The 15,747-nt window shown below is 42.2% G+C and carries 14 protein-coding genes; 10 read left to right on the forward strand and 4 right to left on the reverse strand.

Going from position 1 to position 15,747, the window contains the following annotated elements; translation table 11 throughout:
• The first annotated feature begins 94 nt into the window (after window positions 1-94).
• From AC2VE5_RS09975 to AC2VE5_RS10015, 9 genes are all read left to right on the forward strand, one after another.
• The gene (locus AC2VE5_RS09975) at window positions 95-772 is read left to right on the forward strand and encodes an FRG domain-containing protein (RefSeq protein ID WP_486887601.1); all 678 of its coding nucleotides are present in this window, start codon (window positions 95-97) and stop codon (window positions 770-772) included.
• A gap of 233 nt (window positions 773-1,005) precedes the next feature.
• Window positions 1,006-1,989: a pyruvate dehydrogenase complex E1 component subunit beta gene (locus AC2VE5_RS09980; protein WP_486887602.1), complete on the forward strand. Its 984-nt coding sequence runs from the start codon at window positions 1,006-1,008 to the stop codon at window positions 1,987-1,989.
• A 75-nt stretch (window positions 1,990-2,064) separates the two neighbouring features.
• A complete protein-coding gene (gene secD, locus AC2VE5_RS09985) occupies window positions 2,065-3,474 on the forward strand; it encodes a protein translocase subunit SecD (protein WP_486887603.1) in 1,410 nt (469 codons plus the stop codon).
• A complete protein-coding gene (gene secF / locus AC2VE5_RS09990; protein ID WP_486887604.1) occupies window positions 3,471-4,427 on the forward strand; it encodes a protein translocase subunit SecF in 957 nt (318 codons plus the stop codon). The genes secD and secF overlap by 4 nt, the downstream gene beginning before the upstream one ends.
• 280 nt (window positions 4,428-4,707) lie before the next feature.
• Window positions 4,708-6,012 carry a threonine synthase gene (gene thrC, locus AC2VE5_RS09995; protein WP_486887605.1) on the forward strand — a complete coding sequence of 435 codons (1,305 nt, stop codon included), beginning with the start codon at window positions 4,708-4,710 and terminating at the stop codon, window positions 6,010-6,012.
• Window positions 6,013-6,057: 45 nt separating this feature from the next.
• Window positions 6,058-6,333 carry a MoaD/ThiS family protein gene (locus tag AC2VE5_RS10000; protein WP_486887606.1) on the forward strand — a complete coding sequence of 92 codons (276 nt, stop codon included), beginning with the start codon at window positions 6,058-6,060 and terminating at the stop codon, window positions 6,331-6,333.
• A 99-nt stretch (window positions 6,334-6,432) separates the two neighbouring features.
• The gene (locus tag AC2VE5_RS10005; RefSeq protein WP_486887607.1) at window positions 6,433-7,566 is read left to right on the forward strand and encodes a quinone-dependent dihydroorotate dehydrogenase; all 1,134 of its coding nucleotides are present in this window, start codon (window positions 6,433-6,435) and stop codon (window positions 7,564-7,566) included.
• 145 nt (window positions 7,567-7,711) lie between these two features.
• Window positions 7,712-8,503 carry an alpha/beta fold hydrolase gene (locus AC2VE5_RS10010; protein ID WP_486887608.1) on the forward strand — a complete coding sequence of 264 codons (792 nt, stop codon included), beginning with the start codon at window positions 7,712-7,714 and terminating at the stop codon, window positions 8,501-8,503.
• A gap of 11 nt (window positions 8,504-8,514) precedes the next feature.
• Complete coding sequence (locus AC2VE5_RS10015; protein WP_486887609.1) at window positions 8,515-9,036, forward strand: DUF421 domain-containing protein; 522 nt, start codon at window positions 8,515-8,517, stop codon at window positions 9,034-9,036.
• A gap of 25 nt (window positions 9,037-9,061) precedes the next feature.
• Here AC2VE5_RS10015 and AC2VE5_RS10020 read toward each other — a convergent pair whose 3' ends face one another.
• The 3 genes from AC2VE5_RS10020 to AC2VE5_RS10030 all read right to left on the reverse strand — a co-directional run bounded on the left by AC2VE5_RS10020 (window position 9,062) and on the right by AC2VE5_RS10030 (window position 11,204).
• The gene (locus AC2VE5_RS10020; protein WP_486887610.1) at window positions 9,062-9,616 is read right to left on the reverse strand and encodes a hypothetical protein; all 555 of its coding nucleotides are present in this window, start codon (window positions 9,614-9,616) and stop codon (window positions 9,062-9,064) included.
• 74 nt (window positions 9,617-9,690) lie between these two features.
• Window positions 9,691-10,161: a YidH family protein gene (locus AC2VE5_RS10025; protein ID WP_486887611.1), complete on the reverse strand. Its 471-nt coding sequence runs from the start codon at window positions 10,159-10,161 to the stop codon at window positions 9,691-9,693.
• A complete protein-coding gene (locus tag AC2VE5_RS10030) occupies window positions 10,161-11,204 on the reverse strand; it encodes a YheT family hydrolase (protein WP_486887612.1) in 1,044 nt (347 codons plus the stop codon). Before AC2VE5_RS10030 ends, AC2VE5_RS10025 begins: the two co-directional genes overlap by 1 nt.
• 198 nt (window positions 11,205-11,402) lie before the next feature.
• Here AC2VE5_RS10030 and AC2VE5_RS10035 point away from each other — a divergent pair, with 198 nt between their 5' ends.
• The gene (locus AC2VE5_RS10035; RefSeq protein ID WP_486887613.1) at window positions 11,403-12,164 is read left to right on the forward strand and encodes a response regulator transcription factor; all 762 of its coding nucleotides are present in this window, start codon (window positions 11,403-11,405) and stop codon (window positions 12,162-12,164) included.
• Window positions 12,165-12,226: 62 nt separating this feature from the next.
• On the opposite strand, the gene AC2VE5_RS10040 is transcribed toward AC2VE5_RS10035, so the two are convergent.
• Complete coding sequence (locus AC2VE5_RS10040) at window positions 12,227-15,352, reverse strand: MFS transporter (RefSeq protein WP_486887614.1); 3,126 nt, start codon at window positions 15,350-15,352, stop codon at window positions 12,227-12,229.
• Window positions 15,353-15,747 lie beyond the last annotated feature (395 nt).

The raw sequence follows: 15,747 nt of genomic DNA on the forward strand, positions 1-15,747 counted from the left end.
TAAATCTATATTTTTGATTAAAATTCAATGACTAAGTATTTAAAGATTTTGCAATTTAATTGGGAACATAGTTGAAATCAATTCATCGGAAGATTTGTTCAACGAGCTTAATGAATTTAAGAATAAAAAGACCTGGTTATTTAGAGGGCAACGAGATCAAGCATGGTCTTTGCTCCCGAAAGCAGGTAGGGAAGAATATGTATCAATATATAAGCTTGGCTGGAGTGAGAAAGCTATTTTAGATGCTTGGAAACGTTATGCAGTCCAGTTTTTAGGACATATTCCAGTTGATGAGTGGGACTGGCTAACATTAGCTCAACATCATGGTCTAGCAACCAGGTTGCTCGATTGGACAAAAAATCCTCTAAATGCTGCTTTCTTTGCAGTTAATGGTAATACGAATAAGGATGCGGCAATTTTTGCATTCCAGATTGATCAAAAAGATATAAACATTGAAACTAAGCCTTTTAGTGTACAAGATTTTAGCGTTTATTTTCCTAAAGGATTATCTGCCCGTGTTGTTAGTCAAAGAGGCATATTCACTATCAGTAACTCACCGACAACTCCTTTAGAAGATCACCTTGAAAATAGATTGCATAAGCTAATTATATCTAGTTCAGCAACTAGAGATATAAAGGAAACACTTGACTTTTTTGGTATAAATAAGCTTTCTATCTATCAAGACTTAGATCGTCTTTCCGAGTATCTTAATGAGTATAATGCCTCTACTGATTACGAGACTTTTATTAGTGATGAGATAGTTTTCGGATAAAGGATATCATGATAGTCCGAGCAAAACTTACGCGATGTCTTCAGGAATTATGAAAGCTAACGTAACGTGAAAGCATTGAGGGAGTTGGCACAAACCTTTAATTTATTACTTTAGGACTTGCCGGAAGTAGTAAAAACTAAGCGCGATCGCATTATTGGGTAAGCGCGATCGCATTATAATCATTCCCAAAACGCTAAAATTTTAGACTAACAAGCAAAATAACTATTGAGCTAATGGCAGAAACATTATTTTTTAACGCCCTCAATCAGGCTATAGATGAAGAAATGGCGAGAGATTCTACGGTACTCGTGCTAGGCGAAGATGTAGGTCACTACGGCGGTTCTTACAAAGTCACTAAAGACTTACATGGAAAATACGGCGATATGCGCGTATTGGATACACCAATTGCCGAAAATAGTTTTACAGGTATGGCAGTCGGCGCAGCAATGACAGGCTTAAGACCGATCATTGAGGGCATGAATATGGGGTTTTTGCTCTTAGCCTTCAATCAAATATCCAATAATGCCGGGATGCTGCGCTATACCTCTGGCGGAAATTTTACGATTCCTATGGTAATTCGCGGACCTGGGGGTGTAGGTAGACAACTTGGTGCAGAACACTCCCAGCGACTAGAAGCATATTTTCAAGCGGTTCCAGGGATAAAAATTGTTGCTTGTTCTACGCCCTACAATGCCAAAGGACTGTTAAAGTCGGCAATTCGGGATAATAACCCCGTCTTATTTTTTGAACACGTTTTGCTTTACAACTTAAAAGAAAACTTGCCTGACGAAGAATATTTACTTCCTTTAGATAAAGCTGAAGTAGTCCGCAAAGGTAAAGACGTAACGATTCTCACCTACTCGCGGATGCGCCACCACGTTATGCAAGCGGTGAAGCCCTTAGAAAAAGATGGCTACGATCCAGAAGTAATCGATCTAATTTCCTTAAAACCTCTAGACTTTGAGACTATTGGTGCTTCAATTGCCAAAACTCACCGCGTCATAATTGTAGAGGAGTGCATGAGAACTGGCGGCATTGGCGCAGAATTAACGGCTTCGATCAACGATCGCTTATTTGACGAATTGGACGCACCTGTATTGCGACTATCTTCTCAAGATATTCCTACGCCTTATAATGGCAAGTTAGAGCGGTTAACAATTGTGCAGCCAGAGCAAATTGTAGAAGCCGTCCAAAAAATGGTAGCTTTGCGTGTTTAGCGGTAAGTAATGGGTTTTCTGCTACGACCCGTTCAAAACCGATTATCATACATTTGTTTAGGAGCGGGTCATGGTATGCAGAAACAGCGAGGGGTATTAGCTTTAATTTTGGTATTGATCGTTGGAGCGATTTTTACGATTTTCACGATTGATATTCCTTTGGGGTTGGATTTACAAGGAGGTTCTCAGCTAACAATTCAAGTAAAACCAACCGCAGAAATTAAGCAAATTACCCAACAACAGCTAGAAGACGTACAAAAGGTAATTGAAAATCGGGTTAACGGTTTAGGCGTGTCTGAACCTGTAGTACAAACGGTAGGACAAGATCAAATTTTGGTGCAACTGCCCGGAGTCAGCAACCCCGAACAAGCAGAAAAGGTACTAGGCGGTACAGCGCAGTTAGAATTTAAAGCCCAAAAACCCGGTACAGAAGCGCAATTATTTGCGTATCAACAATCTCAGCAAGAACTATTAGCCAAGCAAGCAGAGCTAAGGAAAACTGGAGATAAAGCTGCAATAGAGAAAAATCTTGCCGACTTACAAAATAATTATCAAGCGATCGCCGAATTATTTGAAAGTAAGGGCTTAGGAGGCAGAAATCTTAGAGATGCCTTTGGCGAACCTACTCAAGCCAGCAATAATTGGAATGTAGCTATCCGCTTCGATGATGAAGGCGGCAAATTATTTGCAGACTTGACAAAAAGCCTTGCGGGGACTGGGCGCAGTATCGGAATTTTCTTAGACAATAGACTAATTAGCGCTCCTAATGTCGGGGTAGAATTTGCTGCTACAGGAATTACCGGAGGTGCGGCGGTAATTACTGGACGCTTTACACCCCAAGAAGCAAATGATTTAAGCGTCCAATTGCGCGGCGGTGCTTTACCTGTACCCGTTGAAATTGTCGAAAACCGCACGGTGGGTGCAACTTTGGGACGCGATAGCATTCAACGCAGCATTTACGCTGGGGTGGGTGGTTTGCTTTTAGTTTTAATTTTTATGGTGGTTTACTACCGCTTACCCGGACTAATTGCTGACATCGCCTTAATTATTTATTCTCTGCTGACTTGGGCTACTTTTGCTCTCTTGGGCGTAACACTGACACTTCCAGGTATTGCTGGGTTTATTCTTAGTATCGGCATGGCGGTAGATGCCAATGTCTTAATTTTTGAACGGACGCGGGAAGAATTACGCGCGGGTAAAACGCTTTATCGTTCAGTTGAATCAGGCTTTTTTCGCGCTTTTTCCAGCATTTTGGATGGTAATGTTACTACTGTAATTGCTTGTGCGGCGCTATTTTGGCTGGGTTCGGGTTTGGTGCGAGGCTTTGCTCTAACTTTAGCTTTGGGCGTAGCAATGAGTATGTTTACTGCGCTTACTTGTAGTCGGACATTGATGTTTATTGCTATTAGTTTCCCTGCTTTGCGGAAGCCAGAACTATTTTGTCCAAATCTACCAGCCGCTAAAAAGGCATCGGGGGCAGTATGAAGTTTAGTGTTAATAAAAAAAGAAATCTCTGGTGGAGTATCTCTCTTGCCCTGATCCTAACAAGTTTGATTTCTATGCTAGTTTCTTGGCAACAAATTAATGCACCATTGCGCCCTAGCTTAGATTTTATCGGTGGTACGCGGCTGCAACTAGAGCGCGATTGCTCTATACCAGGAAATTGTGATCGCCAAATCGACTTGGCGGCGGTACGTCAGATTGCAGCAGAGCAAGGATTGGGTAATAGTACAATTCAGCTTGTTGATAAAGGGGGCAATTCTAACAACCAAATTTTATCTATTCGCACCAAAAATTTAAGCGGTGAAGAACGGACAAAGTTGCAAGATGCTTTAAGTCAAGAGATTGGTCAATTGGACTTAGAAGCAAGTCAAAATGACACTGTTGGTCCTACCATTGGCAGACAGTTACTTACTTCGGGCTTACTTGCGTTAATTGTTTCTTTTGCTGGCATCATTATCTACTTAAGCTTTCGCTTTGAGTTTGATTATGCGCTGTTTGCAATTGTTGCCCTATTTCACGATGTCTTGATTACAGCAGGTGCTTTCTCAATTCTAGGATTGGTTCAAGGGGTAGAAGTAGATAGTCTATTTATCGTTTCTTTGCTGACGATTACAGGTTTTTCTGTTAACGATACTGTGGTAATTTACGATCGCATTCGGGAAGTAGTTAAGCTCAATCCCGACAGACCAATTCAAGAAATTGTCGATGATGCGGTCAATCAAACTTTGACTCGTTCTATCAATACTACTTTGACGGTGCTATTAACTCTGTTTTCGATCTTCCTGTTTGGTGGCGAAACTCTCAAGAACTTTGCTTTAGCATTAATTATTGGTTTTACCCTAGGGGCATATTCCAGCATTTTTATTGCAAGTACGTTGTTGTCGTTGTGGCGAGAAAAAACTGCTCAACCGAAGTCGGTAGAAGTGCTTGAGTAGTTAAAAATCTCTGTTTAAGTCTCCTAATAGATCCCCCTCAATCCCCCTTAAAAAGGGGGAAGAATAAATATTTCTCCCCCTTTTTAAGGGGGCTAGGGAGGATATCTGTCATTGGTAAACCACAGAATGATTTTGCAAACATCCTCATAAAAAGCAGGTAATATGCCTGCTTTTTTATTGGCAAATACCATACCCGACAAAATAAGTCGGGTATGTTTGACGTACAAAATAGCCCGTGTTAGTATCAAGCGACTGACGGAAAACAGAGGGTATATAGTCAATGACCAAAGCGATCGCAAACCAAAAAACATCTTTATCAGCCACATTTAGCGCTTTGAAGTGTAAGGAATGTAGCGCTGAGTACGAACTGAAAGCTATTCACGTTTGTGAAGAATGCTTTGGTCCATTGGAAGTAACCTACGACTACGATGCTTTGCGTCGCACTGTTACCCGTGAAAGTATCCAAGCTGGACCAAATTCAATTTGGCGCTACCGTGCTTTTTTGCCTGTAGCTACCGATAACCCGATTGATGTCGGTACGGGAATGACCCCTTTAGTACAGGCGAACCGCTTAGCGCGGCGCTTGGGGTTGAAAAAGCTATTTATCAAAAACGATGCTGTAAATATGCCCACCTTGAGCTTTAAAGATCGGGTAGTTTCTGTAGCCCTTACCCGCGCCAAGGAATTAGGCTTTACAACAGTTTCTTGCGCCAGTACCGGAAACTTGGCAAACTCTACCGCCGCGATCGCTGCTAGTGCGGGTTTGGACTGCTGCGTATTTATTCCGGCAGACTTAGAAGCTGGGAAAATCTTAGGGACGCTCATTTATGGTCCTACAGTAATGGCTGTGGAAGGCAACTACGACCAAGTAAATCGCCTCTGCTGTGAAGTAGCCAATACCCACGATTGGGGATTTGTCAATATTAATTTACGTCCTTACTACTCCGAAGGCTCAAAAACTTTAGGCTATGAAGTCGCCGAACAATTAGGCTGGCAACTACCAGATCATATCGTTGCGCCTCTTGCTTCTGGTTCGTTATTCACCAAAATCCACAAAGGTTTCCAAGAATTTATCAGCGTTGGCTTAGTAGAAGACAAAGACGTGCGTTTTAGTGGCGCGCAAGCAGAAGGTTGTTCGCCAATTGCCCAAGCTTTCCGAGAAGGGAGAGACTTTATTAAACCAGTCAAACCCAGCACGATCGCTAAATCTATGGCGATCGGAAATCCCGCCGATGGGGTATACGCTCTTGAAGTAGCGCGCAAAACGGGCGGTAGCATTGAATCAGTCAACGATGCAGAAATCATTGACGGCATCAAACTTCTCGCAGAAACGGAAGGTATATTTACAGAAACCGCCGGGGGAACAACCATTGCCGTTCTCAAAAAACTTGTAGAAGCAGGTAAGATTGACCCCGAAGAAACAACGGTAGTCTACATTACCGGGAACGGACTAAAAACCCAAGAAGCTGTCCAAGGTTACATTGGCGAACCGCTAACTATCGAAGCCAAGTTAGATAGCTTTGAACGAGCCTTAGAGCGATCGCGTACATTAGATCGTTTAGACTGGCAGCCCGTGCTAGTTTAAGAAAAAATAATTGTTGTATTTGTCCCCCTTGTTATTCCTTCCCCTATGTCCGTCAAAGTCCTGATTCCTACTCCCCTGCAAAAATTCACCAATGACCAAGCCACTCTAGAATGTGATGGTAAAACTATTGCTGAATTAATTGAAGCTTTAGAGCAAAATTGTCCTGGTATTAAAGCACGTCTTTGTGACGAACAAGGACAACCCCGACGCTTTTTGAATCTTTACGTCAACAGTGAAGATATCCGCTTTCTAGAAGGGACAGATACCCCGCTAAAAGAGGGTGATGAAGTGAGCATAGTTCCGGCGGTTGCTGGGGGCTAATCCACGTTAATAGTTATTTGTAAGTAGACTTGAGCAATTAATAGCTTAAGTCTACTTTTTAGTTTTAGACTGAGACTGACTTTACAATTACTCTTTCCGGTGGATATTTATCAATCCGTAGTTAGTCCAATTTTTTTCTCAGGCTTGAAAAGCGATCCTGAATGGTTGCAAAAGCAGACAATTAGTAACCTCGCCAGACTAGACAAAAGTAGAAATATTGTTTCTCAAGGAGTAAAAGCTCAATTAGCAAAGTCTTTAAGCTTTAGCCATGATTCCTTGCAACAAAAACTATGGGGATTAGAATTTTCCAATCCTGTAGGGTTAGCGGCGGGGTTTGATAAAGATGGGAGGGCGGCGGGAATTTGGTCAAGTTGTGGCTTCGGCTTTGCGGAAATTGGTACAGTCACTTGGCGATCGCAGCCGGGAAACTCCCAGCCGCGTTTATTTCGTTTACCTGTCGATAAAGCCGCGCTCAATCGCATGGGGTTTAATAATTGTGGTGCGGAAGCAATGGCGGCACAATTGGCAGATAGATTTAAAACGACTAAAAGTATAATTCCTATTGGTATCAATCTTGGTAAATCGAAAGTAACGCCTTTAGAAGACGCACCCGCCGATTATTTGGGTAGCTTTCGCGCTTTACAAGAGTGGGGAGATTATTTTGTAGTTAATGTATCTTCCCCTAATACTCCAGGATTACGCAGTCTGCAAGATGCGGCAAGTTTAAGCGCTATTTTGGATGCTTTGCAACAAGAAAACCAAGGACGAGTGCCAATACTCGTAAAAATCGCTCCAGATTTGGAATGGGATGCGATCACAAATATTCTGGCTATTACCAAAACTCAGCAAATAGCCGGAATTATTGCCACAAATACAACTATTAGTAGAGAAAACTTGCAAACTCAAGTTATCGCAGCAACAGGTAAGCCTGTACGCGAACAAGCAGGCGGGATTAGTGGATTGCCAGTACGCGATCGCTCAACCGAAGTTATCCGCTTTATTTATACCCAAACTAGAGGACAACTGCCGATTATTGGCGTTGGTGGTATATTTACCGTTGCTGATGCGTGGGAAAAAATTACTGCTGGCGCAAGTTTATTGCAAGTGTACACGGGATGGATTTATGAAGGACCATTAATGGTACGCCGAATTTTAATCGGTTTGCAGCAAAAGCTAGTGGAGCAAAATTTAACTACAATTTCTCAGGCTGTAGGTTTAAATGCTCGAATGTAGAGGTTTAGATAATATGATTTTCTTAGCAATTAAATCATCCTTGCGGATTTTGCCATAACTACCAAATTAGCCTTAATGTAGATAAACATCAAGTTGTTATCGATATTAATTAGAACTTGATTTAACTTACAAAAGAGGTAGTTAAGTGAGCTATGAATTATCTGAAAAACAACTTATTGTAAGCGAACATAATATTTTTTACTTAGAAGGAGGAACTTTAGCAGCTTCTAGCGTGCCAATTTTATTTATTCACGGTTGGGGCGTATCAATTGAACCTTATCAAGAGATTCTCAATAAATTATCTTCCCATCATCAAGTTATAGCACCTGTATTACCAGGTTTTGGTAAGTCTAGCAATTCACAATCCAATTGGGATTATCATGATTATGCCCAAGTTATAAAAGGTTTTTTAGATAATTTAAATATCTCTAAAGTTCACTTGATTGGGCATTCTTTGGGAGGAGGAATAGCTGCTACGTTAGCAGCCAAAATGCCAGCGCTTGTAGAAAGTTTAATACTAGTAGATAGTACAGGTATTCCTGTAGAGCCAATCTTTAACGTTTTATTTAAAAGATTTGTAGAAATGTCTGCTCAAGCTCCTCAGATTCAGTTTCCGCAGATTGTCCAAATTTTTCAAGCTTTTTCTTATAATTTGCTACTGAGAACGCAAACTACTTTCCAAGCATTATGGCTATCATTGACACAAGATTTGAGCCAATCTTTATCTCAAATTACCTCACCTTGTTTGATTGTATGGGGAGCTAACGATCTGACAACGCCTATTGATGCAGGTAGAGACTTTTTTCAACATATTAAGGGATCTAAGCTAGTAATAGTAGATAATGCATATCATGAATGGAGTATCTTTTTTGTAGAAAAATTTGCCAATATAGTTTTGAATTTTATTCAGGAAATAGAAGTTAAAAATAGAAAATAAAAGTAAAAACAATGAACTCATGGTTTACAGTTAACTGGCACGAACTTTTTGTTCCTAGCACGTCTATTCTTGAACTTTTTATTCGTGGTTCGATAGTTTATCTACTATTATTTTTTGTTTTACGTTTTATCCCTAGTCGGCAATTAGGGATGTTAGGAATAACAGATTTACTTGTAGTAGTCTTGTTTGCTGAAGCGGCTCAAAATGCTATGGCTACAACTTATACTTCAATTACGGAAGGGGTTGCGCTTGTAGGTACGGTAATTTTTTGGAGCTATTTAATTAACTGGCTGGGTTATAAATTTCCCAAACTGCAAAGATTCCTTAATCCACCCCCTTTATTACTGGTTAAAAATGGTCGATTAATAGAGCGTAGCTTAGAAAAAGAATTGATTACGGAAGAAGAATTGATGAGCCAATTACGTCAGCAAGGCGTAGAGTTAATTCAAGAGGTAAAGATAGCCTATATGGAAGCAGATGGAGGAATTAGTGTAATTCCCCAATCTAAAAAAAGTTCTATTACTGAGCAATAGATAAGTTAGTACCTAGGTTTTTGGTTTAGTTAATAAAAACTTGACCATTTTGTTGAATTCTGATTGCGCTCTGTTGCTCGTTTAAAGTTTTTCCTTCACTCAAGGAAACTTCTAATAATCCTGAATTAGCCGCCGAAGTAGCAGCGATTTGAACAAATCCATTATCTGGACGAACTAAAGTAAGGGTTACAGGAGCGGGTAAGTCTCTAAGTACAACTTCTCCTTTTGGAGCTAAAGTTCGGCGCTGGGTGTAGTCAATTGCTTCGTAAGTAATAGCTGTATTAGTAGTATTTTTTAATTTGACACTTACTTTGCCGTTGATTGGCGTTACAGTTGCGATCGCCTTAGTGCTTTCTTCGGGTAAAGGTGGTGACAAAGGAAGGCTGGGCTTAGTATTGTCATTAGTCGACGGGCGATTGCGGTTGTAAAGCCGTTCGTTAAATATACTTGGGTTAGGATTAAGAACTCTACTAGGTGTTGGCTGAGGAGTTTGTGCTATGGCGGTTAGAGGCATGGTAACAAATAGCAAGCTACCGCAAATTACACCTAATTTATTTTTGTTTTGGTTGAGTTTACGCATATTACCTAAGTTATTGTTTTTTCTATAGCTTATTAAAGCTATCTATTAACTTACATCTAACGTCAGGGATAAAATCATTTAATTATTCTAGGGAGTCTAAATAAAAATACTTGGCGGCGGGACTTCGATGGCAGCTTACTATCATCTATTGGTGGATAAATAGATGAATCCCGCCACAAAACTAAAGGAATGCTTAAGCTTCCTAAAATCGTTACTACGAGCGCCATAATCCAAACTAATAAGCGACTGGGGCGATAATTTCCCCGTTCGATTTGCCAAAAAACTTGGTTGTAGCGCCAAGCTGCTAAACCAATAACAATAATTCCAAAAATTACTAGAGTAACGCCCAAGTTTTCTGAGGTAAAAATTGGGTTAGTAGCTACGGGCTTTTGAGTAACTGCTACTTGGAGTTGACGCAAAAATAAGCCAAAACGTGCGATCGCCAATCCAAAACCAATTAAAGCAATTGATGTTCTTAGCCAAGCTAAAAAAGTCCGCTCGTTGGCTTGATGTTCCCGTTGGCGATCGATGACAGGTTTTACCATTAGTTGTCGCACCACTCCAAAATCCGATTCCACGCCCACCAACAGTCGGGATCTCTAGCCATTTCTTGACCTTCTTTGCTACTGATATAGCCTACATGACCGCCATGATCAGTTAGCACTAAGTCAATATGCGGATTTCCTTGACAGGCGGCTTGCAAGTCGGGAAGAATTGCTGGCGCAAACATTGGATCGTCGGCAGCATAAAGAATTAAAGTTGGTTTTTCTAGGTGCGGCAATATATGCAAGCCACTACTCGCCTCGTAATAAGCCTCTACGGTAGGAAAATCCAAGCGATCGATCACTAACTCGCGATCGAAACCCCAGATGCTAGTCGCCCTCTCAATTGCCGCTAAATCGATTTCTCCAGGGTGAGCGTGGTAAATTTTCATAGCAAGTTTTTTTAGTTCTTTTGCGATCGCTTGTTCCAAATACTTACCCCAAGGATCTTTAACTAAATAATTGAGCGATCGAATCGAGTCTAAGCTCGGACAAATTACCGCCGCGCCCCCAATTTCGGCAAGATCTAGCTCAATTTCCTTGTTTTTAATTAAATCTTGTGCTGCTTTTACCGCCCACAATGCCAATTGTCCGCCCAACGAAAAACCTGTAAACCAAAACTTGGCAGGACAACCCATGGATTTAGCTTGAGCCGCAATCCGCACAAAGTCTTCTCCTTCAAACAAACCATCAGAAGTCAGCGTTGGTGACAGCAAGGCGGTTTTGCCGTGCGCTCTCCAATCAAACAGCACCACTGCATAACCTTGAGCAAAGGCTTTGCGCCCCAAAAGTCGTAAAAACCATTGATTGTCTAACGATCCAGTAATCCCATAGGTTCCAACAATCGTACCGCGAGGATTTTTAGGGATGGCAACAGTACCAAAAATTGGTACTCCTTTAGCTCCAGCAAAAACTTTTTCTTGGTAGGGTGGCTCTGGGTGTACGGTTGTCTTTTCCCACTCTTGGCTTGCAACTAGGGCAGTATAAACAGTCATTAGCACGCCATTTTTTAGCCCCCAGGGGGGAGTATAGGCAACATTTGACATAGAGCAAATTCAAATTAAACACAATTATTTTATTATTTCGGCTTGTTGCTTAATATTTCTCTTTCTGTAGTTCATTTATTGATACATTTATTAAAATCTTTAGATTATATTTAGAATGCTCTTTATAATAATGAGAGCGATCTTTGTATCCCGCAAAGGTTCTTATTTATCCTTAATATCTGTAAAGATTTATTAGTAATGCCTCGGATACTTGTTATTGATGACGATCCAGCAATTTCAGAACTCGTAGCAGTCAATCTAGAAATGGCTGGGTACGAAGTTAGCCAAGCAGAAGATGGGATCAAAGGTCAAGCTTTAGCAATGCAACTATTGCCAGACTTAATTATGCTCGATTTGATGTTGCCTAGAGTTGATGGGTTTACGGTTTGCCAACGTTTGCGCCGCGACGAACGGACTGCCGAAATCCCCGTACTAATGTTAACGGCTCTAAGTCAAACTCAAAACAAGGTGGAAGGATTTAATGCTGGGGCGGATGATTATTTAACAAAGCCCTTTGAAGTAGAAGAATTACTAGCTAGAGTCCGAGCTTTGTTGCGCCGTACTGATCGCATTCCCCAAGCTGCCAAGCATAGCGAAATTCTTAACTACGGTTCATTAACCTTAGTACCAGAGCGGTTTGAGGCAATTTGGTTTACAAAAACAATCAAGCTAACTCACTTAGAATTTGAATTGCTTCATTGCTTGCTGCAACGCCACGGTCAAACGGTATCCCCCAGCGAGATCTTAAAAGAAGTTTGGGGCTACGATCCTAACGATGATATTGAAACAATCCGCGTCCACATCCGGCATTTGAGAACTAAACTAGAACCCGATCCCCGCCATCCTCGCTACATTAAGACAGTTTATGGTGCGGGCTACTGTTTGGAATTATCTGGGGTTGATTCCTCAGTCCAGCTTAATAACTTACCTCTAAGCGTTAGTCAAGAAAATTTGACTTAATCCTCAAAAAAAAGCCTCCCAAGTCTTGGGAGGCGAAGTCAAAATCAACATCAACAAATAATTTAACCAGCTACAGCTAAAGCGCCAGCAATTGCCGAACAAATAGCCGAAACTACTGCCGTTCCAGCTAGCCATGAAGCCGCCGTTGCAGCAGCTTTACGAGTTTCTTCCGCTTGCTTTTGAGCTTGATGCTTCACATCTTCCAAACGTCGTTGGGCTTCTTGCTGAATGCGCTCAGCCCGTTGCAAGACGCTATTACGCGCGCCCTCAATTTGGTCAATAATTCGGTTAGCATCAGCCTCGCTAATATCTTCGCGAGAACTCATCACCGCAACTAGAGTATCGCGGTTGAACGAACCTAGGCGATCGCGAATTGAATCAAAACCCGCTTGCGGATCGTCAAACAACTGTCGGACATCGCGTTTGATGCCATCGTAGTTGAGTTCGGGACGATCGAGAGCATTGAGGTAATGGCGAATTTGACTAAATACCCCTTCAATTGCATCTTGAATCCGCCGTTGCACGGCTCTAACTTGTTCGACAAATTGTTCGCGGACAGAAAGGATTTGATCGACGATTCGAGCCGCTTCCTCCTCCGACATATCGCCCCGCGCTTGCAGTAAAGTAACTACCGTATCGCGGTCAAAATGAGCCAATCTGTCGCTAAAGCTTTCTACTCCCGCCCGTGGATCGTTGATTAATAGCTGCAAATCGCGCTTAATCCCTTCAGGATTAAGTTCATCTTTGCCTGTATTTCGCAAGTAATCTTCAACATTTGCGCTGAAAGTTTGTACTCTTTGTTGAGTTCTTGCTGCTAGTCTTCTTGGACTGCGCACAATGTTGCGAATCGAGCTTTGTACTTGGTCAATGACTTGATTTACTTGCTCTTGGCTCAAATCTTGGCGTTGACTGAGCAATTGCACCAAAGTATCGCGATCGACTTGAGACAAGCGACGACGTAACGCCAAAGCTCCCTGTTGGGGATTTTCAAATAGTCTACTAAAGTCGCGCGCAATGCCTTCAGGGTTCAATTCATCTTTGCCTGTATTGCGCAAGTAATCAGCCAAAGTAGTTGTCACCGAGTCGTATTGCTCTTTAGCTAAAGCAGTAACGTTTTGCGGTGCGTGGCGGAGGCTACTCCAAACCGATTCTACTTGGTCGATGGTTTGATTGATTTGCTCCTCACTCAAGTCCTGACGCTGGTTTAGCAACTGTACCAAGGTATCGCGGTCAAAACGAGATACACGGGAGGCGATCGCACTCATGCCAGCTTGTGGGTCGTCCAACAGTTTCTTGAGGTCGCTAGCGATCGCATTGGGATTAAGTTCATCTTTCCCGGTATTGCGCAGGTAAGATTCCAAATTCAACCATAGCGATTCCGCTTGAACTCTAGCTTGTTCTGCCAAGTTTTGCGACTCTACCAATACGCGATCGCGCTGTGCTTCTAGTAAGCCCACAATTTCATCGGCTTCGGCTTCAGCAATATCATTGCGCTGAAGTAATACTTGGCGCATAGATTCTCGATCTAAAGCGGCTAGGCGAATACTCAAAGTTTCGTGGCTTGCTTCAGAGTCTTGGAGTAGTGGCTTAAAGGTGCGTTCAACTCCTTCTGTTGTCAATTCTGACTTACTTGTAACTAGCAAATAGCTCTCTACTGCCCGTTGCAAGTCTTGAGATGCTTCGCGCTCCTCTTGCGCTCTCGCGGTGGTGAGGACTTCCGTGCGGATACTTTCTAAGCGATCGGCAATATTGGCAATTTGCGATTGAGTCAGAATTCCGCGCTGTTGCAATAATTGCACAAAATCGTTGCGAGAAAGTTGTTCTAGTTGACGGCGCACGGCTCCAGGATCGGCAGCAGGATCGTACAAAACATCGTGAAATTCCTGAGCAATTTTCTCTTGGCTCATTTGCCAAGAATAAGTATTGAGCAGGTAGTTTTCTACATCAGCACGGATTGTACTGTAAGGCACAGGAGTTTTAATTCCTGTTTGCGTAGCAATCTTGTCTGCTTGCCCAGTAACTTTATCTTTGGCTGTAGTTAGCGATCCGATAATCTTCTCTACATCCAAATCCGATAAGTCCGTGCGCCCCATGACTAAACCTATTAGAGTATTGATGCCTGTTTGCACAATACCCGGAGCGTTTCCTTGAGTTGCTTTTTGGTCGGCAGATTTTGATTGACGCATTTCTGCCATCAAGCGATCGATTTTGGCATCAAGTTCGTCGGTTTTTGTTTGTCCCGGCGCAACAGACTTGAGATATTCAACCAATTCGCCCATGCGATCGCTTTGGGGTGCTTCTTGGCGATCGACAACTTGCTTCCATACGCTTTCTAGTTGATCGACAATCCGGTTCATATCTTTTTTAGATAGATCCGTGCGGCTGCCGACCAATTCAACAAACTTCTGCCTGTCAATATTGCGTAAATCGCTGCTACCTGCCACAGCTTTTAGCTGCGGATCGTTGAGTAATTTTTCAAATTCGCCCCTAATTTTGCTTAAGTCCAATTCTGGAGGACGCAGCATTTGCAAATAGTCTTCAACATTTTCCCGAATACTCATCGGGTCTATTCCCGATCCTAGCTCTCGGCGGATTGCTGTGGCTGCGGCTTCAGCCGTAGCTACTACTTGATTATTTACAGCTTTTGCTCCCAAGGCGGCGGCGGCGGTTCCCATCAATGCCTGCATCCCAGAAGTTGCTGTATTGATTAAGGAGCCAATGAGCGATCCTACACTACTTGAACCTACCCACACCAAGAGCAAGAAGTAAGCTGCCCAAATTACTAAACCAACGATTGCGCCAAGTCCCGCACTTTCAATCAAACTTAGTTTTACTGCCAAAAAACAAGCGATCGCTAAGGAAATGCTGACACTAATTAAGGTCGCTAACCCCAATGCTGTGCCAATTTTGCGAATAGTACCGCCAAAGCTTGTTGCTTCTTCATCGGTGTGATCGCTGTCGCTCTCGTCAGAACCACGCCCTAAAAGAAAAGCTACCCCAACATTAGTTAGTAGTAGCTGTACGGCAAAGGCAAGTACTACCCCGGCGATTAATGCCACAAAAAATTTTGGACCTGAAAACAAAAGTGCCGCATCTTCTGGAGTTTCTACTCCATTTTGTACTGGAATTTGCGCTAACCAAAATAGCGTTTTGTACAGTCCCAGTGTCATCCCAATATGTTCAAACATGGTATACCCTTCGTCAAAGCTTAACTCGACGTTGATTTATAAATTGTGTGAGGTAAAAACAGTGTATATCTTACAGTACTCAACATTGATGTCAGAATCGCTGCCTGTAGCAGTTTATAACATCCCCCCTTGGTCTGAAAGATATTCCTTTAGTAGGATGAGGCGCGATAATAGGGCAGCAAAGAAGCTAAGTAGGTTTGGGAAACGAGTATAAATTTAGCTATTCCTACCATCAATTTGAGTACCATACATTTCAAAATGTAAATTTTACTCTAACTATTGATATAGCTCTTTACAAAAAGACCGTTTTAAATCCGCCCTTGGAGTTGGTTAAGGTTTGTGTCTAAAGGCAGAAAGCAGCATCTAGTTTGCTGGCTAGAGTAGAGACATAAGAC

This window comes from Aliterella sp. E5.1 (assembly GCF_057473825.1).

Excerpts from the sequence above, each read along its gene's own strand:
- AC2VE5_RS10040 (WP_486887614.1), bottom strand. The coding sequence starts at position 15,352 with ATGTTTGAACATATTGGGATGACACTGGGACTGTACAAAACGCTATTT.
- secF (WP_486887604.1), top strand. The coding sequence starts at position 3,471 with ATGAAGTTTAGTGTTAATAAAAAAAGAAATCTCTGGTGGAGTATCTCT.
- AC2VE5_RS09980 (WP_486887602.1), top strand. The coding sequence starts at position 1,006 with ATGGCAGAAACATTATTTTTTAACGCCCTCAATCAGGCTATAGATGAA.
- secD (WP_486887603.1), top strand. The coding sequence starts at position 2,065 with ATGCAGAAACAGCGAGGGGTATTAGCTTTAATTTTGGTATTGATCGTT.
- thrC (WP_486887605.1), top strand. The coding sequence starts at position 4,708 with ATGACCAAAGCGATCGCAAACCAAAAAACATCTTTATCAGCCACATTT.
- AC2VE5_RS10035 (WP_486887613.1), top strand. The coding sequence starts at position 11,403 with ATGCCTCGGATACTTGTTATTGATGACGATCCAGCAATTTCAGAACTC.
- AC2VE5_RS10015 (WP_486887609.1), top strand. The coding sequence starts at position 8,515 with ATGAACTCATGGTTTACAGTTAACTGGCACGAACTTTTTGTTCCTAGC.
- AC2VE5_RS10025 (WP_486887611.1), bottom strand. The coding sequence starts at position 10,161 with ATGGTAAAACCTGTCATCGATCGCCAACGGGAACATCAAGCCAACGAG.
- AC2VE5_RS10030 (WP_486887612.1), bottom strand. The coding sequence starts at position 11,204 with ATGTCAAATGTTGCCTATACTCCCCCCTGGGGGCTAAAAAATGGCGTG.
- AC2VE5_RS10020 (WP_486887610.1), bottom strand. The coding sequence starts at position 9,616 with ATGCGTAAACTCAACCAAAACAAAAATAAATTAGGTGTAATTTGCGGT.
- AC2VE5_RS10000 (WP_486887606.1), top strand. The coding sequence starts at position 6,058 with ATGTCCGTCAAAGTCCTGATTCCTACTCCCCTGCAAAAATTCACCAAT.